The sequence below is a fragment of the Pseudomonas morbosilactucae genome, assembly GCF_023241715.1.
Lineage (GTDB): Bacteria > Pseudomonadota > Gammaproteobacteria > Pseudomonadales > Pseudomonadaceae > Aquipseudomonas > Aquipseudomonas morbosilactucae.
Genome location: NZ_JALQCW010000075.1, coordinates 31397 through 54548, shown reverse-complemented (window position 1 = coordinate 54548; position 23152 = coordinate 31397). Strand labels below are relative to the sequence as shown.

At 62.8% G+C, this 23152-nt stretch carries 8 protein-coding genes and 1 pseudogene; 2 read left to right on the top strand and 7 right to left on the bottom strand.

The features are described from left to right. Positions 1-12 precede the first annotated feature (12 nt). The 5 genes and pseudogenes from M1B34_RS25460 to M1B34_RS25440 all read right to left on the bottom strand — a co-directional run bounded on the left by M1B34_RS25460 (position 13) and on the right by M1B34_RS25440 (position 18884). Positions 13-1063: pseudogene (locus tag M1B34_RS25460) on the bottom strand (TauD/TfdA family dioxygenase). 3 nt (positions 1064-1066) lie between these two features. Continuing rightward, complete coding sequence (locus M1B34_RS25455; protein ID WP_268266568.1) at positions 1067-5836, bottom strand: non-ribosomal peptide synthetase; 4770 nt, start codon at positions 5834-5836, stop codon at positions 1067-1069. 4 nt (positions 5837-5840) lie between these two features. Next, complete coding sequence (locus tag M1B34_RS25450) at positions 5841-8969, bottom strand: non-ribosomal peptide synthetase (protein WP_268266567.1); 3129 nt, start codon at positions 8967-8969, stop codon at positions 5841-5843. 8 nt (positions 8970-8977) lie between these two features. After that, positions 8978-17911 carry a non-ribosomal peptide synthetase gene (locus M1B34_RS25445; RefSeq protein WP_268266566.1) on the bottom strand — a complete coding sequence of 2978 codons (8934 nt, stop codon included), beginning with the start codon at positions 17909-17911 and terminating at the stop codon, positions 8978-8980. Between the two features lie 7 nt (positions 17912-17918). Beyond that, positions 17919-18884, bottom strand: a complete 966-nt coding sequence (locus tag M1B34_RS25440) for a TauD/TfdA family dioxygenase (RefSeq protein ID WP_425273544.1) — start codon at positions 18882-18884, stop codon at positions 17919-17921. 214 nt (positions 18885-19098) lie between these two features. Between M1B34_RS25440 and M1B34_RS25435 the strand changes: the two genes are divergently transcribed. After that, positions 19099-19314, top strand: coding sequence for an MbtH family protein (locus M1B34_RS25435; protein ID WP_268266564.1), 216 nt, complete (start codon positions 19099-19101; stop codon positions 19312-19314). Positions 19315-19340: 26 nt separating this feature from the next. Continuing rightward, positions 19341-20762: a diaminobutyrate--2-oxoglutarate transaminase gene (locus M1B34_RS25430; RefSeq protein WP_268266563.1), complete on the top strand. Its 1422-nt coding sequence runs from the start codon at positions 19341-19343 to the stop codon at positions 20760-20762. Between the two features lie 78 nt (positions 20763-20840). On the opposite strand, the gene M1B34_RS25425 is transcribed toward M1B34_RS25430, so the two are convergent. Both M1B34_RS25425 and M1B34_RS25420 read right to left on the bottom strand, forming a co-directional pair. Then, on the bottom strand, positions 20841-21947 hold the full coding sequence (locus M1B34_RS25425; RefSeq protein ID WP_123334080.1) for a class II histone deacetylase: 1107 nt from the start codon (positions 21945-21947) through the stop codon (positions 20841-20843). A gap of 33 nt (positions 21948-21980) precedes the next feature. Further along, complete coding sequence (locus tag M1B34_RS25420; RefSeq protein ID WP_268266562.1) at positions 21981-23144, bottom strand: MFS transporter; 1164 nt, start codon at positions 23142-23144, stop codon at positions 21981-21983. Positions 23145-23152 lie beyond the last annotated feature (8 nt).

Here is a 23152-nt window from a genome sequence, read left to right as displayed (position 1 = left end):
GCTGGGGGCGCGTCAGGATTTGAGCGCCACATCAGTGCTGTTCAGGGCTTCGGCCATTGAGACCAGAATGCGCCTCGGGCTGTCGTATTCGTTGCGCGCATGCACTGAGAGCATGTTGTCCAGCAACAACACATCCCCGTGTTGCCAGGTGAACTCAATCATGTTCTGCAGGTACACCGAGCGCAGGTGCTCAAGGACTTCGGGCTCGATGGGGCTGCCATCGCCATAGAAGGTGTTCTGCGGCAAGTCATCGTCGGCAAAGTCGGCCTGCAGGGCATCACGCACGGTGGCGGGCAAGGTGCTCACATGGAAAAACGTCGCGTGGTTGAACCACAGGATTTCATCCGTGCGTGGGTGCCGGACCAGGGCCGGGCCGACCTGTCGCGTGCGCAGTCGATTGTGCTCTTTCCACTCGGTCTGGATACCGACGCTGGCGCAGTAGGCATCGACCTGGGCACGGTCCTCGGTTTGGAAAACGTTCTGCCAGGGTAGGCCGAAGCCGTCGCCATAATTGCGTACATACATAATGCCCAAGCGGGCAAAACGCTCACGGATTTCCGGATCGATGCCGCGGCTGATGGCGCGGGTATCGCCGATCGGGGTTTCACCGCGCCACAGCGGCGCGACATCGCACCACAAGAAGATTTTCAACGGAAATATGGGGGAGTAAGAGTGTTCGTTGTGGGGGAAAATACGCTGATCTTGCGGGTAATCCGTGGAGGTGTAGATGTTCAGGCGCGGGTCAACCTGGGTTCTCGGAGAAGCCCGGAACTTGTACTCCAGTGCACCGCCCGAGAGTGAGCTGATGCAACGGTCGAAGGCTTCGGCACTGTCCACCTGAAAATTGCGAAACAGCAGCGCGCCGTGTTCCAGCAGCTTGCGTTCGATCAACTCTCGATGGGCCTGCGCCCAGGCGATGAGGCTAACGCCGGCCGGCAGGTTCACACACCGCGGTGTAGTCCTGGCCGTCGTTGAGCGGCCTGAAGGTGACCAGTGTGTCTTCGTCCAGGCGAATCGGTTTGCGGCGCATGCCGCCCAGCTTGAGTGTCGCGGGACCGTTCATGTCTTATCCCTCCATCGTGTCAGGGGTGAATCGAGTACGGCGACGTGCGCTGCCCAAGCGTGCCAGGCTCTGCTCGTTACGTACGCTCAGCTGTTTCAAGTGTTGCTCATGAAGGCGCTGTTTCAGTGGTTGGGTCAGGGCCTGCACCGACTGTTCGGCATCGGCCACCACTTGTTCGAGCAGCTCACTGAAGGCGTTGGCGAATGCCTCGGCGCCGGTGGCATCGAACAGGTCGGTGCTGTACTTCAAGGTACAGGCCAGTTCACCCTGGTCTTCTTCGACCGTCAGGTGCAGGTCCAATTGGGATTGGCCGTGTTCGATGCGCTCGGGTACAAACTCGATCCCCGGCATCTGCAGCAGGCTTGTCGGCTGGTTTTGCAGCACCAGCTTGACCTGGAACAACGGGTTGTAGGCCAGGCTGCGGGGCGGGTTGAGCGCCTCGATCAGTTTGTTGAAGGGCAATTGCTGATGTTTGAAGGCGTCCAGTACCTGAGTGCGCAAGCGTTGCAGGAGCGCACTGAACGTCGGGTCTGCGGTCAGGTCGCCGCGTAGGGCCAACTGGTTGATGAAAAAGCCAACGAGCCCTTCGGTTTCAGCATGGTTGCGATTGGCGACGTCCGTGCCGATCACCGGGTGCGGGCGTTCGCTTTGTGCATACAGGCACAACTGCAAGACCCCCAGCAAACCCATGAACAGCGTTGCCCCATTTGCCAGGCACAGCTGTTTCAGGGCCTGGGAACCGGCCTCGGGGATGCGAAATTGCACTCGTGCGCCTTGTCCGCTCATGGCGGCGGGGCGCGGTCGATAAGTGAACAGCTCCAGAGGCGGTTGCGGCTCACCCAGTGCCTGTTTCCAGTAGCCGAGTTGACGCTCAAGCATTGGCTCATCAAGGAAACGCTGCTGCCACGCGGCGTAGTCGGAGTATTGGATGGGCAGGGGCGCGAGTGCCAGTGTGGTCCCGGTCAGGGCAGAGCCATAGAGCTGGCTGAGTTCTTGTATCAGCACGCCCATGGACCAACCGTCTGAAACAATATGGTGCAGCACCAGCAGCAGGATGTGTTCGTCGCTCTTGAGCTTGATCAAATGCAGGCGAATCAGCGGTGCCTGGCGCAAATCAATGCTGCGAGTGGCCAGGTCGATCAGCAGTCGCTTGGCGCCAGGTTCGCGCTCATCGTCTGCCAGTGCGCTGAGGTCGTGCAGGGGCAATGGCAGCTCAACGCTGTCCTGGACCCGTAGAAACAACTCCCCGTCGAGTTCATGAAAGCTGCTGCGCAAGGCTTCATGGCGCTCTACCAGGGCCTGGAAGGCCTGATGCAAGGCGGTGATGTCCACCCGGCCGTGCAAGCGTGCGGCGCTGGGAATGTGATACGCCGAGCTTTCAGGTTGCATGGCTTGCACCAGCCACATCCCTTGTTGCGCGTGGGACAGCACGCGACGGCCATGGGCGGGGACCGGTGCCGGGGTGATCGGCGCTTCACTGCTCGCAGTGGCCTTGGATAAGAGCGCGGCGAGTTGGGCGATCGTCGGTGCTTCGAACAGTGCGCGCAGCGGCATTTCGACGTGCAGCTTCAAGCGGATTCGCGTGACCAACTGAGCGGCCAGCAGCGAGTGCCCGCCCAGCGCGAAGAAGTTGTCCTGGGTATCGATCGACTCAAGCCCCAGCACGTCCTGCCAAAGCACCAGCAACTGACGTTCAGCCTCGCTCTGCGGCTCGCGTACCTGAGTGTTCTGCACGGCATAGTCGGGGGCCGGCAGGGCGGCTCGATTGAGCTTGCCACCCGGCGTCAGCGGCAATTGCTGCAGCGCTACAAAGGCCGACGGCACCATGTATTCAGGCAAGTGCTCGCAGACGTGCTCGCGCAGTGCCACGAGGTCCATGGGCGCTGCGTGATAAACCACATAGGCGGCCAGGCGATGATCGCCAGGGCGGTCCTCACGGACGATGACCACGGCCTGGCGTATTTGCGGATGGCTCTGCAGGCGTGATTCGATTTCCCCCAGTTCAATGCGGAAGCCGCGCAGCTTGACCTGTTGGTCGATGCGCCCAAGGTACTCGTATGTGCCGTTGGGCAAGCGTCGTACCCGATCACCGGTGCGGTACAGGCGGCTGCCCGGCGCACCGAAAGGGTCGGGGCAAAAACGCTCGGCGGTCAGTCCGGGAACGTCGTGGTAACCACGGGACAACAGGTCGCCACCGATGCACAGTTCTCCTGGTACACCCTCCGGTGCCAGGTTGTCATCGCGGTCGAGCAAGTAATAGGCGCGCCCGGGCAGGGGTGCGCCGATGGGCATTTGCACCGGCAGGCTTGGGTTGGCCAGCAGCTCGGTGCAGTCCTGGATGCTCGACACCACAGTGATTTCCGTGGGGCCATAGATATTCAGCAGGCGGACATGGGACAGGCCCGCCTTGCGCCAGGCGTTGAGGCCCTCGGGTGGCATCGCTTCGCCCCCGACGCTGACCAGGCGCAGGGCGCCATACGCCTCGGCCGGTTCAAGGGCGAAGTCCTGGGCCAGTTGGAACCAATACGCGGTGGTCAGGCAGGCTGCCACCGTGATGCCGTGGCGATAGAGCCGGGCATGGAATTCGCGGCTGTCCCAGAGTTCGGGGCCGCGCACCACCAGGCTGGCGCCGCAGACCAGGGGCGGGAACAGCTGGTCGACGAAGCCATCGAAGTTGAACGTCGAGAACTGCAGCACGCGATCCGTGGCGCTGACGCCGTAATAGGCCCGGGCGACTTCAGCATAACCGGCCAGCGAGCGGTGGGTGACTGCCACGCCCTTGGGCTTGCCGGTGGAGCCCGAGGTGTAGATGACGTAGGCCAGCTGCTCGCGGTGCACCGTGCGTTCGCTTGGCGTGGAGGCCAACGCGGCTGAGGTGCTGTCCAGGGTTGTCAGATCCAGGCACGGCCGTTGGTAGGGCGCCATGACTGGTTCGGTGGAGGGCGCGACCAACACCAGGCGGATGTCCGCATCCTCCATCATGTGGGCCAAGCGTTCCGCTGGAAATTGCGGGTCCAGCGGCACGAAGGCCAGCCCGGCCTTGAGGACGCCGAACACGGCGGCAACGATATCCAGCCCACGGGGCAGGCACAGGCCGATGCGTGACTCCGCAGGCAGGTCCAGTGCCAGCAAATGACGGCTGACCTGCTCTGCCCGATGCTGCAGTTCGGCGTAGCTCCAGCACTGGTTGTCATGGATCAACGCCACGCTATCGGGGGCTTTTGCCATTTGCGCAGCCAATCGAACGTGGACCAGTTCGGGCAGCGGCGAAAGTGTCAGGGAGGCTTGGCATTGGGTGAGCAGGCGCTGTTCGTCGTCGGCATCGCGAATCGGTACCTGGCTGATTCTTTGCTCCGGCGCCTGCACCAGCCCCTGAAGCAGGACGCCATAGCTGTGGGCATGGCCGACGATGCTGGCGTGCTCGAACAGGTCGCTGTTGTAGGTGAAGCACACTTCAAGCCGGTCACTGCGCTCCACGACATTGAGCACCAGGTCGAATTGCGCAGTCATCTGCTCGCGCTCGATCTCTTCGATCTCCAGCCCCGGCAATTGCAGGCGACGCGGGGTGTGCTCGTCGAGCAGGTTGAACATCACCTGGAACAGCGGTGAGTGCGACAACTGGCGCTCTGGTTCGAGTGCTTGCACCAGGCGTTCGAAGGGCAGTTGCTGATGCTCGAGCGCTTTGCGCCGGGTATCGTTGACGTTGGCGAGTAGCTCGTTGAAGCTTTGCCCGCCATGGAGTTCGCAACGCATGACCAGGGTGTTGATGAAACAGCCGATCAAGTCTTCGGTTTCCACCCGCGTGCGGTTGGCCACCGGCACGCCGACGCGCAAGTCAGTCTGGCCGCTGAGGCGGTACAACAGCACATTGAACGCACTGAGCAGTACGGTGAACAAGGTCGTGCCACGGGTTTTTGCCATCGCTCGCAAGGCTTGGCACAGCGGGGCCTCAAGGGTGAGGTAATGGCGGGCGCCGCGGCCGCTTGAGTGCTTCTGCCGAGGGTGGTCGGTGGGGAGCTCAAGCAATGGCTGGTCGCCGGCCAGGTGTTCGCGCCAATAGTTCAGCTCAGGGGCGAGTGCACTGTCACTGAGGCTGGTCTGCTGCCAGAGCGCGTAGTCGTGATACTGGATCGGCAAGGGCGGCAACTGTGCCTCCTGGCCTTCCAGGGCCGCGCTGTAGAATGCGGCCAGCTCCTTGACCAGAATCCCCAGGGACCAACCGTCCGCGACTATGTGTTGTGCGGTCAGGATCAGCACATGCTCGCGATCACTGAGTTTGGCGACGAGGCCGCGCAGTGGAGCCTGCTGCAAGTCGAAGGTGCGGTTGGTCTCGGCATCGATCAGCTGTTGCAGGCGCAGCGGCTGATCCGTGCAATCGGCTTCAGAGAGATCCACGTGCGTCAGCACCATGGGCAATTGCTCATGGACGATCTGCCGCGCCTGGCCGTCGGTCTCGTCAAAGGTGCTGCGCAAGATGGCATGCCGTTGCCGCAGTTGATCGAAGCTGCGTTGCAGCGCAGTCAGATCGAGCGTGCCGCGCAGGCGCAATGCCGCAGGCATGTTGTAGGCGCTGCTGGCCGGGTCGAGGCGATAGAGAAACCACAGGCGTTGCTGTGCCCACGATAGCGGGCGTGGGCCTTCGTCGGCCGCCGGCACAATCGGCAGGCGGCTGAGCTTTATCCCTTGCGCCGCGAGCGCGGCGGCGAACGCCTCGCGTTTGTTCGGGGTGAGCCTGGCGATGCGCTCGGCAAGGTGCTGTGCATTGAGTTCCATGGCGTCACATCCTTGGGGCATCAGGGTTTGCGTTGTTCTGTGCGCGGGCCTGCAAGGCGGCGCGTTCCTCGGCGGGCATTGCGGCCAGCACCCGTCGCAGCTCGGCGATCTTCAGCAGCCGTCCAGGCTGGCTTTCCTGCGCGCGTAGGGCGTCCGCCAGGGTCTCGATACTCGGGTGGTCGAAGACCGTTGCCGGCGGCACTTCCAGGTGCAGCAAGCTGCGCAGGCGGGTACAGAGCTTGATGACAATCAACGAATGGCCGCCCAGGTCGAACAGGCTGTCGCTGATACTCAGGGTGTCGCGTTCAAGCAGGTCTTTGTAAAGGTCCAGCAGCAGCCCATCGAGCGCATCGCGTGGCGGCAGCTCGACGCGTTGGCTGGTCAGGCTCTCAGGGGCGGGGAGTGCGGCGTAGTCGATCTTGCCATTGGCCAATCGAGGCAGTGCCTGCACACACAGCAATTGGGTGGGCATCAGGTAGTCGGGAAGCTGTGGGCGCAATTGGTCGAGCAATTCGGCGCTTTGCCGGGGGCTGACGGCATAAGCCAGCAACTGGCCGGCGCTGAAATGCACCACCGCCTGGCTGACGCCGTTCAGCGCCAGGAGCGCGGCTTCGAGCTCTCCCGGTTCGACGCGAAAACCTCGAATCTTGATTTGCTGGTCGCTGCGCCCCGCCAGGTGCAAGCTGCCATCCGCCGCCAGCCGTGCCAAGTCCCCCGTGCGGTACAGGCGTCGACCCGGTTGCAGAGGGTCGTCGATAAAGGCATCCGAAGGGCGGTTCAGGTAGCCGCGGCTGACTTGTGCGCCGCCAATGTAGATCTCGCCCAAGGCACCCAGGGGCGCCGGCTGCAGGCCGGCGCGGGTGGCTTCGAGCACCCGGGCAACGGTGTTGGCCAGAGCCCGTTCCAGATGCAATGGCGCGTGATGGTCGAACGCCTGGCCGTGGCTGTACAGCACGCCAACCGTGGTTTCGGTCGGGCCGTAGTGGTTGTGCACTCGGCTTTCCGGTGCCAATTGCTGGATGCGCTGGCGCAAGACGGCAGGGCAGGGTTCGCCCCCGAGTATTACCACCTTCGGCAGAACGCTGGCCTGGTCTTCCAGCAGCGCAGCCAGATGGGATGGGACGATTTTCAGGCAGTCGATCTGTTGCTCGCGGATGTAGCGGGCGAACGCGGAGGCATCACGGCAGGCCTCATCGCTGGCGATGACCAGGCACCCGCCATTCCACAACGCGCCATACAAGGTGGTGTTGCCCAGGTCTGCGGCAACCGAGGAGATCAGGGCGAAGCGTTTGCACTGCGCCAGGTCCAGGGCTTCGCTGATCGCGGCGGTGTAGTTGAGCAGGTTGGCGTGCTCGATGATTACGCCCTTGGGTTCGCCGCTGGTGCCGGAGGTGTAGAGCAGATACGCAGCATCGCCGAGGGCGATGCTGTCGACGGCAACCGCAGCCGCGGGCGGCGAGTCTTGCAACTCGGCCATACGAGTGCCTTGGGTCGTACCGATGAGTAAGTGTGGTTGGGCATCGGCGAGGATTTTTTCCAAGCGGGCGGCTGGCCAGGCTGGATCGAGAGGGACGTAGGCGGCGCCGGAACGCAGCACCGCCAATACGCCCAGGAGCAAGTCTGTCGAGCGCGGCAGCAACAGGGCAACAGTCGATTCGCGACCGATGCCCCGCGTGCGCAAGGCACCGGCCAAGTGTTCGACCTGATCGTGCAGTTGCCGGTAGCTCAGGGTTTGGTTGGCTTCCTGCAAAGCAGGCGCATCCGGTGTTTGTTCGGCCCAGTCTGCCAAACGCTGGATCAGCGCGCGGGAGCCGAAGTCACGGGTGGGACCATTCAATTGCAGTTGGCGTTCACGGTGCAGGGTGCTACTCAGTGGCAACTCGCCCAGGGCGTGGCTGTCATGCTGTTGGGGCAGTGCCTGGAGCAGGCAAGCATATTGCTCCAGCAGGCATTGAAGGTCGTTCTCGGCGTAATGCCCGCTTGGCGATTGCAGACTCAGGTGCAGGCCTGGGTGCTGCTCATTCAGGCTGGCTTGCAGCGCCAGTTCGAAATCTGCGTCGACACCGGGTAACGCATCCACGGTCCAGTGCAGGCTGCCGCTGCTGATTGCTGGGCAGTGATTGACGAGGTGGAAGCCTACTTGGCGATGCTGGGTCGCGGCGCAGGTGGCGACGTTCCAATATTCCTGCTGCTGGGTGTGTGCTTCGAGTTGACTCGCCAGGCTGTGCATCCACTGGTCGAATGTGCTGCTCAAGTCGAGCTTGAGTACCAGTGGCAGAACCTTCTCATAAACCCCGATGCCGTCGGCCAAGGTCTCGTAGTCGATACGGCAATCCTGTTGCCAGCCGGCGGCGAAATTCCCACGCCCGCTGATGCGTGCCAACAGCAGCCACCAGGCCGCTTGCAGCAGCGTGCCCAGAGGTTGCTGTTGTTGATCGGCGAGTTGTTCAAGGGCTCGGTACAGCTCCGCCGGCAGCGCCTGCTCGGCCTGTGTGGCAGCCGTCTGGGCCAAGGGCTCACGCCGGGCGCCAAGGTGCATTGGCAGCGCCTCATCAAGCCCCAGCCCCGCCCAGTAGGCGCGGCCTATGGGGGCCTCTTCATCGGCATCCAAATCATTACGCCACTCGACGTACTGCGAATACTGGAAGGCCTCTTCCAGTGTCGAAGCGGGATGGGCGTAAAGCTGCGTCAGTTCGGTGAACAGATTGTGCAGGCTGAGGCGATCGCTTGCGCAGGCCGCTACTTGCAGGTCGAGGTGCCATTCGCTGGCGGCCAGTGGGCGCAGGATGCCGCGAACCAGGCAGCCACTGTCGACGGCCAGTGGGGTGGCCGCCAGGTTTTCAGACTGTTGTTGCTGTTCGGCGCTGGACATAGAGGCGTCCAGGACATGCCACTCCACGCTCGTCTCAACGACATGTTGGCGCAGGCTTCGGTACAGGCTCGACGGTCGCAGTGCGACACGCAGGCTGGTGTGGCGTTCGACCACTTGCAGCAACGCTTCATGTAACTGGCCAGGGTGCACCGCACCGACCAGGTTCATCCCCAGGCGCAAGGGCAGACGGTTGTTCTGCACGGCGAGGACCTGCTCTGCGCTGAGCGGCAGGCCATGACTGATTTGCGCATTGTCATTCATTGTGAGGCTCAATCCTGCAGTTCCATGGCGTTGTTGTGGCTCGCAAGCCGAGCGGGCTCATGCATGTCGCCCATGGCCACGACGATTTTTCGTGCTCCCTCAAACGGGTCCCGAGCGTGGGCGGCGAGCAGGTTGTCGAGCATCACCACATCGCCACGTTGCCAATCGAAACGCACGGCGCACTCTTCATAGAGGCGACCGATCAAGGACATGGTTTCGTTGTCGATGGGACTGCCGTCACCGAAGTACACCTGGCGCGGCATGCGCTCCTGACCAACCATTCGCAGCAGGTCTTCGCGCACCTGGGCTTCAAGGCTGAAGGTGTGGTGCAACTGGATCTGATTGAAGAAGCTGCGCTCGCCACTCACCGGATGACGGATCACCGCGGGGCAGTGGGTGCGGGTTTGCAATTCATCATTGGCCAGCCAACGCCACTCGGTACCACTGGCCTGGCACAGGGCCTCGACCTCGGCACGGCTGTCGGTCTTGAAAAACTCCCGCCAGTTGACGTCAAGGCGCTCGGTGAAGGTGCGCACATAGAGCAAGCCTTTACGTTCGAAGCGCTCGGCGAGTGCCGTGGGCAAGCGACGGTACAGCTCGCGGCAATCGACGATGGGCGTGGCGCCGCCAACCGGGGAGGGCTGTTCGCAAAAAAACCATTGCTTGCGAGGCGAGCGGGGCAGGTGCGAACTCTCGTTGTGAAACAGGATCATTTCCCGCTCGGGGTAAGGCGTAGAACGGTAGATGTTGCGCCCCCCTTCTTTTTTCGGCAGGTCGCCGTAGCCCCCGAACAGCCCAGGATGAATGGCCTCGGCAAAGGCTTCGAAAGCCTTGGCATCGTCGAGGGCGAACCCGCGAAACAGCAGGCCGGCATGCCGGCATAGCAGGGTATCGATCAGGTCTCGCGAGCTTTGGGCCCAGCCCACCGGATCCAGGTCGGGTGCGCCGGGTTCAATCAGCAGTGGAAACTCGCGACCGGGTAGCAGGGCGGACGTTCGAATAAGCGGCTTGGGCGCGGAAGCGCGGGCCGGGATCTTTTTCAATTTGTCGAGCTTGCTGGACGATGGGGTTGGGTGTGCCAAGGCCGGTGACTCCACAGAAGGCAGCGTGACGGAGAACAGGGTAAGGGGGGCGTCGGGTTGATCGACTACCTGCTGCAACAGGCTCAGCCAGGCGCGGATCAAGGCGTCGATGCGCTCGCCCTTGAACAAGGTGCGGGCGTAGACCCAGTCGCCGCGCATGACATCGCCCTGGCGCTCAAGAAACAGGGCCATGTCGAATTTACTGGTGCGCTCGGCGGGAGGCTGCATCTGCACCTCCAGGCCCGGGATCGAGAAATCACTGTGTGGGGTGTTTTGCAGGACAAACAACGCCTGCACCAGTGGGTTACGACTGCGCTCGCGCGGCACTTGCAGGGCGTCGACGATCCGGTCAAAAGGCAATGCCGGGTGCTCGAACACTTCCAGGCAAGTGTCGCGGGTGCGACCCAGGAAGTCCTTGAAGCGATCCCCGGCAAGCCGGCGTGAACGCAAGGGCAGGACATTGACGAAGAAACCGATCAGCCCTTCCAGGCTGGCCTCGTCGCGACCTGCCACATCGGTGCCCAGCAACAACTCGTCGGTGCCTGTCAGCTGGTGCATCAGCAGTTCGAAGGTGCTGAGCAGCAACATGTACAGGCTCACCCCTTCAGCCAGGGCCAGGGCGTCGAGACGAGACAGCAGCGGTGCAGGTATTTCCAGCGTTCTGGCCGCACCGCGGGCGTCCGCCTGTGCCGGACGTGGCCAGTCCGTGGGCAATTGCAAGACCTGTGGCGCGCCCTGGAGGTGGGTTTGCCAGAACGCCAATTCGCGGTCCAGTGACACACCCTGCAGGCACTCGCGCTGCCAGACCGCGTAGTCCGCGTACTGCACCGGCAATGGCGCCAGGAGTGCGTCCTTGCCATCGCGCAGCGCCGCATATAACTGGCTGAACTCGTTGATCAGCACCCCCACCGACCAACCGTCAGCCACCAGGTGGTGCAAGGCCAGGAAGAGCAGGTGCTGGTGCTCATCGAGCTTGAGCACACTGGCCCGGATCAAGGGCGCTTCTGTCAGGTCGAAGGGCAGCCTCAAGTTGTCCAGGCTTTGCTGCTCGGCCATGGCCTGCCGTTGCTCGCCGCTCAGGTGCGAGGCGTCGCTCAGGGTGAGGTTCATTTCCAGGTGCGGTGCGATCAGCGAAACCGGCTCGCCATCGATGTCGGAATAGGCCGTGCGCAGCACTTCATGGCGCTCGAGCAACGCGTTGAAGGTGGCGCGCAGCGCATTCAGGTCCAGGTCGCCCTGCAGGCTGAGGGTGGCCGCCATGTTATAGGCGGCCGATGGACCGTTGAGGCGATCGATCATCCACAAACGCTGCTGGCTCAGCGACAGCGGCATCTGCGCACGGCGTTCGACAGGCTGGAGCAGGCTTGTCTGGGCAAGACTGGCGGGTTGTGCCGCCAAGGCATCCAGGCGTTCGGCGAGTTGCCACAGCAGCGGTGCATCGAACACGCTGCGCAGCGGCAGTTCCAGGGCGCAGCGTTGGCGAATACGGGCAATCAATCTTGTGGCCAGCAGCGAATGGCCGCCGGCTTCGAAGAAGTGGCTATTGCGCCCTAGCGGCTGCGGTGGCAACAGGGTTGCCCAGAGTTCGCCAAGTAGGTGTTCGTTGGCGCTCGCCAGTGGCTCGACAACGATGCTGTCCAGGGTGGGCACCGGCAGCGCTTTGCGGTCGACTTTGCCGTTGGCATTGTGCGGCCAGTGGTCCATCTGTACCCAGAGAGCTGGCACCATGTACGCCGGCAAGCTGTCGCGCACGAATTGCGCCAGCACGCTGTCGTTCAGTGCATGCCCGCTACGGCCCTGCCAATAGCCCACCAACAGGTCGCTGCTGCCCAGGTGCTGGAGGTTGACCAGCGCCCGCAGTACATCCGGGTGTTGTTCCAGATGGGCTTCGATTTCGCCCGGCTCGATGCGGAAACCCCGCAGCTTGAGCTGGAAGTCCTTGCGGCCCAGGTACTGCAGCACGCCATCTTCGCCCCAGCGTGCCAGATCGCCACTCAGGTACAGGCGACTGCCAGCGGCGCCGAACGGGTTGGGAACAAAGCTGGCGGCGGTGCGCGATGGGTCAGCCAGATAGCCGCGGCTGACACCGATGCCACCGATTGCCAGCTCACCCGCGATGCCCGCAGGCAACGGTTGTAGGTCGTGACCCAGGACGTACAACTCGGCATTCGCAGTGGGCCGGCCGATCGCCACGCTGCTGCCTTGTGCCGGCGCTTCGTGGAGCGGTTGGAACGCTACGTCGTCAGAGCACTCGGCCGGTCCATAGGCGTTCATCAACGGAATGTGTGGGTAATGGCGGAACCATTCCTGGGCTGTGGCCACCGGCAAGGCTTCCCCGGTGGGCAAGACCCAGCGCAGGTGCGGCAAGGCGGTGGGTTGCTCGGACTGGCTTTCCAGCATGGCTTGCAGCAGCGCTGGCACCGGCTCTAGTAGGCTGACCCGGCGCGCCTGGATGACCTGGAGCAGTGCCTGGGGATCTTTTACCAGGCTGTCGCCGATGATCTCCACGCAGGCCCCGAACAGCGGTGCGGTCAGTGTCTGCCAGACTGAAATATCAAAGCAGGCCGGTGCGGTCTGGGCGATCACATCGTCCTGGTTCAACCCCAATGGCTCAAGCTTGGCCAGCATATTGTTGAGCATGCCGGCACGCGTGACCATCACGCCTTTGGGCTGGCCGGTCGAGCCGGAGGTGAAGAGCACGTAGGCCAGTTGGTCGTTGCGTGCCGGTTGCGCAGGCAAGCGTCCGGCCGAACTCAGTGCTTCAAGGTCGGCGGGTAGGGCGCAATGCCCCTGGTAGACCGAGGCCAGGCGTTCGCTGTGCTCGGCGCTGCAGATCACCAGTGGCTGGTCAAGGCGATCCAGCACCTGTTTCCAGCGAGCGGGAGGCTGCGACGGCTCCAGCGGCAGCCAGGCAGCGTTGGCCCGCAAGGTCGCAATCATCAGGCAGAACCACTCGATTCCCCGGTCTGCAAGCAGCACGATCGGCTGGTCGGGTCGAGCTCCCAGTGCCTGGAGCCCGCGAGCCATGGCGTTCGAGCGTTGCCACATGTCTGCGTACGTCAGCGACTGCCCGGCACAACGGGCGACGACCCGTTGTGGGTGCGCCGCCACTTGCGCGGCCACGCGCTGCTCCCAACTGTCGTCCAAGCTGTAGGTTGCGGTGTGGGTACCCCAGTCCAGCAAGCGCTGGCGCTCCGGTGCGCTGAGGATCGACAACGCCTCCAGGCGTGTCTCCGGAGCCGTGTTCATGGCCCGCAAGAGGCTGTGCAGTTGATCGATCAGTGCCTGCAGCGACGGCACTGGCAAGCGTTGGGCGTCAGCGCTGAACAGCACCTGCAGGCAGCGACCGGGCAGCACTTCGACCGTGAGGCCGTAGCTCGTTTGCTCCAGGTTGTCGATGACCTTAAGGGTCAGCTCACCGGATTGCAGTTGTCGCTCACTGAGTGCCGGCAGGTTCTGGAACACCAGCAGGGTGTCGAACAGCTCCGCGCCGCGTGGGTGTTGCTGGAGAATCTCGGCCAGTGGCGTTTGTTCATGTTCGCGCATGCCGACGCTGATGGATTGCACCTGATGCAGGTAGTCGGCCAAGGTCAGGTCGGGTGATGCTTGCAAGCGCAGTGGCAGGGTATTGATAAACACACCGAGCATTTGCCCGGCATCCGGCAGATCGCCGGGGCGCCCGCTGCTGGTGACACCAAACATCACGTCAGTCTGATTGTTGCAGCGTGCCAGCAATAAACCCCAGGCGGCCTGCACCAGGGTATTGAGGGTGACTCGGCAGGTTTTGCCGAGTTGGTTCAGTTGGGCGGTGTGGGCTTCGCTCAGCTGCAGGCTGCGGGTGTAGTAAACAGGGGCCGCCTGGCTGTCTGCCGGGCTCAGGCAGGGCAGCGTGCCCGCGCCTTCGAAGCGCTCCAGGCGCTGCTGCCAATAAGCGTGGCTCTGGGCTTGCGGCTGCAAGGCGAGCCAATCGATATAGGCGCGATAGGGCGGCCGAGGTGCAACCGGAAGGCTGTTGTAGCGGGCGAGAATTTCCTCCATCAGCATCACCGAACTCCAGCCATCGGCGATCAAGTGATGGCGGCTCCAGATCAGCCAGGTGCGTTGCTGATCGAGGTAGATCAGTGCCACCCGTTGCAGCGGTGGGCGTTGTGGGTCGAAGCCCTGTGCGCGGTCGGCCTGGCAGTAGTCGGCCAGCGCCTGTTGGCGTTGCGGCTCGTCGAGTGTGCTCCAGTCGAGGCGTTGTACCGGCAGTTGCAGGTCACGGCAGATCCCCTGCATCGGTTCGTCGAGCCCTTGCCAGAGAACGGCGGTGCGCATCAAGGGATGTGCGGCGAAGGTTTCATGCCACGCCGCCAGGTACCGTTCAGGTTGCAGTGGACCTTGCAATTCGGCTTGTAACTGGTTGACGTAAACCCCGTTGCCGCCTTCCAGCAGGCTGTGAAACAGCAGGCCTTTTTGCAGGGGGGAAAGTGGATAGGCGTCTTCCAGTTCGCAGCCCGCCAGGGCTTGCAGCGACGTGCGTTCGGCGTGGTTCAGTGTGACTGTCGGCGGCAGAGGTGGCGGAGTTTGTATTACCGGCACTACAGGCGCGGCTTCGCGACCACTGAGCAGGGTGGCCAAGGCCTCGATACGCGGGTGGGCGAAGAACTCTTTTGGCGTGAAGCGCAGCCCTTGTTTACGTGCCTTGGCAATTAATTGCAGGGCAATGATGGAGTCGCCGCCCAGAGCGAAGAAGTCATCCTGGCGATTGACATCCGTGCGTTGCAGCACGTCACGCCACAGCTCGGATAACTGGTTTTCCAACTGCTTGAGGGGCGAGTCCAGGGTGGCGGCCAGTTGGGCGATCGTTGGGTGTGCGAAAAAATGCTTGGGGCTGAACTTGAGCTGCGCCTTGCGTGCCGCCGCGATCAATTGCAGGGCGATGATCGAGTCGCCTCCCAAGGCAAAGAAGTCATCGTGTATCGACAGTGACGAGGTACCCAGTACCTTGCACCACAGGTCCAGCAATAACGCCTCGACGGGGTCCCTTGGTGCCGTTTGTTGCTTGTCCTGGGGGTGTTCCTGCACCGGGGTGGGCAGGGCGTGGCGATCGATTTTGCCATTGCCCAAACGGGGTAATTGCTCCAGTTCGACGTACTGGCTTGGCAGCATGGGCTCGGGCAGTTGGGTGGCCAGTTGGCGGTGCAGTTGCCCGTGATCCAGCCCTGTTTGCGTCACCACATAAGCGACCAGCCGTGCTGCATCGCTGTCACCCAGCGTCCGGGCCACCACAACGGCTTCGCGTACTCCCGCGCAGGCCCGCAGGCAGGCTTCGATTTCACCCGGCTCGATACGAAAGCCGCGAATCTTGACTTGATCGTCGATACGCCCTAGGAACTCGATGGCCCCCGATGGCAGCATCCTCACGCGGTCGCCGCTGCGATAGAGGCGTTGGCCGTCTCCGCTGAAGGGGTTGGGGATGAACCGCTCTGCGGTCAGTGCCGGCTGTTGCAGATAGCCATCGGTGACTCCCGCGCCGCCAATGTACAACTCGCCCACGCTGCCGCTTGGCAGGGGCGTGAGATGACGGTCCAGCACGTGTACATCGACGTTGTCCAGCGGCCGGCCGATCGGGGCGAAACCTGAAAGGCTCGCAGCGGCGCTGTCCACTGCCTGGGTCAGGCAGCCGACGGTGGTTTCTGTCGGGCCGTAATGGTTGATGATCCGGCAGCTTGGCGCCAGGTCTTGCAGGCGCTTGACCAAAGCCAGGTCCAGGCCTTCGCCGCCGAGTACCAGGCATTGGCGCGGTAGCAGGCGTTGCGGGTCGGCGACTGCGAGCAATGCGTTGAGGTGCGAGGGGACGATTTTCAGACAGTCGACCGGTTCTGCCGCCAGGCTTTGTGCCAGCTCTTCCGGGTCGCTGGCCAATTCGTCATCTATCAATCGCAGCGTTCGCCCGCTGAGCAGCGCGCCGAACCAGGCGGTGTAGCCAAGGTCGGCCGCGACACTGGCCAGCGCCGTCAGGCTGGCCTCTTCGCTGAGCGCCAGGGGGCGCATGACGGCTTCTGCGTAGTGAATCAGGTTGCCTTGGGTCACGCGCACGGCTTTCGGCGTGCCGGTCGAGCCCGAGGTGTAGATGAGGTACGCCAGTTGCTGCGGATGGGCCGCGTCGAGCGTGGGGCTGGCGACGGCAGCCCTCTGAGTCAGGGGCTGTAGCGTCTGGTCGGGGTTGATCAGTACGCTGGCGCCGCTGTTGTCGAGCAATTGCTGTTGCCTCGATTGCGGCAGGCTCGGGTCCAGGCACAGGTAGGCCGCTGACAGCTTCCAGCTGGCGAGCATGGCGGTCATCAATGCACGGCCGCGAGGCAAGGCCAGGGCAATGATCTGGCCTGCGCCCGCGCCGGTGTTGCGTAACTGTTGAGCGAGTTCGGTCGCCGCCTGGTCCAGCTCGGCATAGGTGAGTGCGCCGTGGCGGTCTCGCAGGGCGGTGCGCTGGCCGTGGGTGCGCACCTGATGCTCGAAGGCGGCCACTGCAGTAGCGAAGGCTGGCGGGCGGCGGCGCCCTGATTGCGCTGAAGCGCTGTGCGGTGCGCAGGCGGGCAGGTCGCTGGCACGGGCTCCCGGCATCGCATGAACCTGACTGGCGAACCAGGTGAAGTCTTCGGCCAGCCGAGCTATCCGTGGCTCATCAAACAAGTCGGTACGGTAGCGCCACTGCGCCAACAACTGGATGCCGTCGTCCTGCCAGCGCAGGTTCAGCTCGTTGGCTGCGCCGCGCTGCGTGAACAGGTGTTCGTGCAAGCTGTATTCGCTGAAGTGCTCGTCCCGACGGCTGGGCATGTACGTCATCATGCAGTGGAACAGCGGGCCGCTGCCGGCGTCTTCCTGCATGCGGGCTGCCGGGTAGCGGCGATGGCGCAACCCTTCACGCAGTTGCTGGGCGGTCTCGCGCAGGCAGTCGGCCAGGGTCGGGTTGTGATCGAAACGGGCGCGCAGTGGCAGGCTGTTGAGCGTGAAGCCGATCAGGTTTTTGTACTTGGCTTTGTGCCGGTCCATGGTCGGTGTGCCGATCAGGAAGTCATCCTGGTCGGTGTAGCGATGCATAAACAGCTGGAACAGTCCGGCCAAGAGCACAAAAAGGCTGACATTGTGCGCGTCGGCCAGGGTTCGCAGCTCGCTGCTCTGGGCTTCACTGAGCAGCCATTCGACCTCGTTGCCTGCGAAATCAGCTGTACGCGGACGTGCTCGGTCGGGTGTCAGGGCCAAGGCCGACGGGGCGCCACTGAGTTGCTCGCGCCAGTAGTTGGACGAGGCGGTGAGTTTGCCGTTTGCCAGCAGCTCACGTTGGTCGTGCAACCATTCGATGTACAAGCCCGGCTCCGGCAACTCCAGTGCCTGGCCCGTGAGCTCGGCATGGTAGGCGGCGAAGGTCAGTTTGAGCATCCACTCGACGCTGAGAAAGTCCCCGCTGATGTGGTGCGCGGCCATGCACAGATAGAGGCGGCCGCGGCTTTCCAGCAGGCGCAGACGACAGATGTTGGCCGAAGCCAGATCAAAGGGCAGGTCGGCCTGATGCTGGATCCACGCCTCGACCCCTGGCGTATCCAGGTCATCATTACGCTGGAACGTGGCGTCGACGCGAACGTGTTCGGGACGCTGCATCCAGAGTTGCCCATCCAGCTCGCGATAACCGCAATGCAAGGTGTCGCAGTGTTCGACGATTCGGGTAAAGGCTCTGCACAGCGTGGGTGCGTCCAGGTCGGCGCGCAACTCGCGTGCGGCCACCATGTTGTAGGCATGGCTGTTCGGGTGCAGTTGGTGAAACTGCCACAGCGCGTATTGTCCGGGGCTGGCCAGATGGAGAGGGTGGGCGCTCGTCATGTTGGTCTTATTCCTGTGCCGGTTCGGCCATGGCGACGATCACTTGTCGAGGCCCTTTGAAGCTGGCGCGCCCGTGCGCGACCAACATGTTGTCGAGCATCAGCACGTCGCCCTGTTCCCAGGGGAAGTACACGCTGCATTCAGCCAGGACCCCACGTATTTCCGCCAAGGCGCTCTCCTCGAGTGCGCTGCCGTCGCCGTAGTACACGTTGCGCGGCAGATCGAGCGGGTCGTCGACCAAGTCCATCAGGCTCTCGCGGACCGCTTCTGGCAGGTTGGAAACGTGGAACAAGTGGGCCTGGTTAAACCACACCGACTCCTGTGTCTTTGGATGGCGGGCCACGGCCTGGCAGATCTGGCGGGTGCGCAGTTCACCGTCGTCCTTCCATTCGAAGGCAATACGATTGGCTCGGCAGTAGGCTTCGGCGACTGCGCGGTCTTCGGTGTTGAAGGCCTGCTCCCAGGACAGGTCCAGGCCGTTGCCATAGTTGCGTACATACATCAGGCGTTTTTCGCTGAAGCGCTTGCGCAGCGCGGGATCGAGCGTGTTGAAAATGCGCCGGCTGTCGGCGATCGGCGTTTCGCCGCCCTCGACGCTGGGCTGCACGCAGTGGAACCAGATCTTCATTGGCCACTGCAGGGTGTAGGACTGCTCGTTATGCAGCGGAATGATTTGATGGGCGGGGTATTCGGTTGAGGTGTAGACCCCCTTTTCGATGGCTTTGCGCGGTGTCGAGCCGAATTCGTAGTTGAGAAGCTCGTGGCCAAAACCGCGAACCAGCGATTGGAAGGCCTGCTCACCGAGGACGTCAAAGCCGCGCAATAGCAAGGCGCCGGTCTCGAGCAAATGAGTATCGGCCAACGCGCGAAGTTCATTGAGGCAGGGCTGGCTGCGCTCAAGGTTCTCGACCAGTAACGGCAGGGTTTCATGCGCCAAAAGTGGGCGCACGGACAGACCTGTACCGTGCTCGATTGCTCGTCCCATGCACTTGTTCCTTTCTGTAATTTTTATAGCGCCAGAGTGCCACTTTTTAGTGCGCTTCCTCGCGCCGAAGAATATTATCCGAAACCAATATCAAGTGTTAATAGTATTTATTAACATTCGCATTCCTGGTCTTGCTGCGCATTTCCTCCCGTTTTTTCAAGCGCCAGGCGTCAACCAATCACTCTCATACAAGGAACAAAAAATGAGTTGGGACAAGGCAGAAAGCGGTTTTGTCGTGGTGGTGAACCACGAGGAACAATATTCGATCTGGCCGGATTACAAGGCGGTGCCCGAGGGGTGGCGTACGGTTGGCCAGCAGGGTGACAAGGCGCAATGCCTGGCCTGGATCGAGGAACACTGGACGGACATGCGTCCATTGAGTCTGCGTGTGGCCCTCCAAGCCGGCAGCCAGAGCTGACCGCTCCCCCAGACAAGGACCTTTCCATGGAACGTTTTCAGTGCCTGCTGGAATCCAGTTCGACCTTTACCCTTGAGTATTTCCGTCAACAACCCCCGCGCAGCTTCCCCCCTGATGCGTTGCTGGAGCGCCAGGCCGAACGAGAGTCCAACGCCCGTTCCTACCCGCGGCGCATTCCATTGGCCCTGAAAGAGGCCCATGGTTTGTACGTGCTCGATACGCGCGGCCAGTTGTTCATGGACTGTCTGGCGGGCGCTGGGACGCTGGCCCTGGGTCACAACCATCCGCAGGCCATCGATGCGATGCGCGCGACGCTCGATTCGGGCTTGCCGCTGCACACCCTGGACCTGACCACGCCGGTAAAGGACGAGTTTGTCGAGACGCTGTTCGCCGCGTTGCCCCCCGCTTTTGCCGCCCAGGCGCGTATTCAGTTTTGCGGGCCGACCGGTGCCGACGGGATTGAAGCAGCGCTCAAGCTGGCGAAGATTGCGACAGGTCGCAAAGGCATTTTCTGTTTCTCCGGCGGCTACCACGGCATGACCCAAGGCGCCTTGAGCCTGATGGGCAACCTTGGGCCCAAGCAGTTGCCGGGTTCGTTGATGGCCGATGTCCAGGTGTTGCCATATCCCTATGATTACCGTTGCCCGTTTGGTATCGGTGGCGAATTGGCGATCGATGCCGGTCTGAATTACATCGAGCAATTGTTCACCGATCCTGAGTCCGGCGTGCTGCTTCCCGCAGCAGTTGTGGTGGAGGTTGTACAAGGGGAAGGGGGCGTGATTCCGGCGCCGGTGCGCTGGCTCCAAGGGTTGCGCAAGTTGACCCAGGAGCACGGTGTTGCGTTGATTATCGACGAGGTCCAGAGCGGAATCGGGCGCACGGGGCGAATGTTTGCGTTTGAGCACGCCGACATCGAGCCCGATATTTTGGTGCTGTCTAAAGCCATCGGCGGTGGCCTTCCTTTGTCGGTTATGGTTTACCGATCGAGCCTCGATCTGTGGAAACCCGGCGCGCATGCTGGGACATTCCGTGGCAACCAGATGGCGATGGCGGCAGGGACTGCCACGTTGCGGTTTATTCAGGCCGAGGGGCTGGTGGCCCATGCCGAAGAGATGGGTGAACGCTTGATGTCGCAACTGCGGCATGTTCAGCGCGACTACCCGTGCATCGGCCAGGTTCGCGGGCGCGGCTTGATGGTCGGGGTCGAAGTCATTTCGCTGCCAACCCCAGGCGCTCGTGTAGCGCCGGCTGATGGCGTGCTGGCAAAAGCCATTCAACAGCAGTGCCTGCGCGAAGGCATCATTCTTGAGTTGGGCGGGCGCCACGGTGCGGTTGTACGGTTCTTGCCACCCTTGACGATTCAAGCGGACGAGATTGATCTGCTGGTGGAAAAATTTCAGCGCGCCTTGGCCATGGCGGTTGAAGAGCGTGCGGTCAAAAAAGGCTAGATCGATGTTGGGAGCTGGCCCTCCGGCTGTCCGGCAGCAGCGTCCGTCTCATCCCAGGGAGATGAGACGGACGTCGTTTTAACGTTGCTCGATCAAGCCATCGATCAACTGTCGCTGGAACGCCAGGAGTACCTCCTTGGGCTGCTGCAACTGCATGAATTCCAGCAGCGGGTCGATCACTTCGGTCCTGATACCCGACAACTCTTCAATCGTCGCCAACCCGCAGAACGGCACGTAGGCTTCGGAATACCCGCCTTCATGCACCAGAACCAGCCTTCCGTGACAGAGGCGTTCGGCGGCTGTGCGCACCAGGCGGGTCATCTCGCGGAACGAGTCGCTGTGCAGCAGCATGCGTGCCAGGGGATCGACGGCGTTGGCGTCGTAACCGCAGGCGACGATGATCAGTTCCGGTTCGAATTGCTCCAGTGCCGGGATGACGATGCGCTGCAGGGCATACAGGTACGCCTCGTGACCGCTGCCCGGGGGCAGGGGGATGTTGATGTTGGCCCCCAGCCCCGGCCCTCGGCCACGATCGGTGTCGCCGCTGTAGCCGGCCGGGAAGCAGCCGTCTTGGTGCAGGGAAATGGTCAGTACATCGCCGCGCTCTTCGAAGATCGATTGGGTGCCGTTGCCGTGGTGTACGTCCCAGTCGATCACCGCGACCTTGCCGAGGCCCAGACGTGCTTTGGCGGCTTCGATGGCGATCGGGATGTTGGCCAGGAAACAAAAGCCCATGGCGCTGTCGGCCAGGCAGTGGTGGCCTGGCGGACGGGACAAGGCGTAGGCATTGTTGGCTTCGCCGGACAACACGGCCTCGACCGCGGCCATGGCCAGGCCGGCGGAGAGGGTGGCGATCTCGTAGCTGCCAGGGCCAATCGGGGCGTTGGGGCCCAGCAGGCCGCCGCCGGCATCGCTCATGGCTTTGAAGCGCTGCAGGTACTCAGGCGTGTGCACCCGCAGCAGGTCTTCCTCTGTGGCCGTCTCGGCACTGCGTACGTGCAGCTGTCGGGTCAGGCCGGAGACGTCCAGCAGGCTCTTCAGCCGCCGTTTGGTTTCCGGTGATTCGGCATGCCCGGCGGCGGCTGGAGGTTGCACCCAGCCACCCACCGGCAAGATCAGCGCGTGGGGGCCGGCGCTGTGCCAGAGGCTGAGTTCGTCGAAGAAAAATGCACTTTTTCGGCTCATGTCTTTTCCATTTTTCGAGGGTAAAAGGGTCACTCAAGCTTTTGTGCGGCAGCTGAGAATCAGCACCAGGGAGAGCAGGGTGATGGCGGCGGCACCGATCAGTAACGGCTGGTAACCACCGGTGTTTTCGATCAGGTGCCCGGCGACGGTGGGGCCGATGGCCAGGCCGCCGCCGATCACCAGGTTGGAGGCGTTCATCAGCTTTCCGGAGCGGTCGAGCTCTGCCAGGCTGGCGAGGATCAGCGGCAGGATGAAGGTCCAGGTGAATTTGAAGGCCAGGGCTGCCAGGGCCAGGCGGGCCAGGGGTGGCTGATCCAGGAGGAGTAGCACCGAGCCGGCCATCAAGCCGTAACCCAGCAACAGCAACAGAGGCCGTGGCAGGCGGTCGCCGATCAGTGAGGCGCAGCCGGCACCGACAATCCCCATCAGGGTGGCGATGGCGAGGACCTCGCCGCTGGATTCGGCGGAAATTCCGGCGTTGGCGCTGATGGCACCGATAAAGGTCCAGACGCCACTCAGGCTGATGTAAAAAGTCAGGATGCCGAGAATGCCCAGGCTGACCTTCCACGTAGAGGCCCGGGTGGACTTTTCGGCGTTGCTTGCCGCCACCGGCGCGCCCTGGGGAAAGTAGCGTGCCAGTGGCAGAAACAGAGCCATCAGCAGGGCCAGGATCAGGTAGCAGGCCCCTAACCCATAGTGTTCGAACAGCCGCGGCAGGATGCTCAAACCAATGGCGCCGACCACCAGTTGGCCCATGACCCACAAACCGTAGACCCGGCTCGGGTTGGCGGTGGACGCTGCGCTGGACAGGCAGACGATCATCAGTGATCCCCCGGCCAGGGCGCTGCAAAAGCGCAGAGCGAGCAGGGTGCTGTAATCCTCGGCCCAGATGGAGAGCAGGTTGGCGGCGATGAAGATCACCCCGGCCAGGGCGGCGGCGCGGCGCCAATTGATGCGCTTGAGCCACCAGAAAGCGGGCAGGGTGGCCAGGCTCATGGCGCCCAGCTCGGTGGAAAACAGGTCGCCGATCTGTGACGGGCTGAGGTGCCATTGCGTGGCCAATTGCGCGGCGATCGCCGGGGCGGTCATGAGAATGGTCGGGGTTATTGCGCCGAACAGCACGATGGCTGCCAGCAGGGCCCGTTGCGACGCGCTGAACAGGGCGTCGCCGGACAGGGGTTGAGGCTGGGCGTTCATGGGCAAGC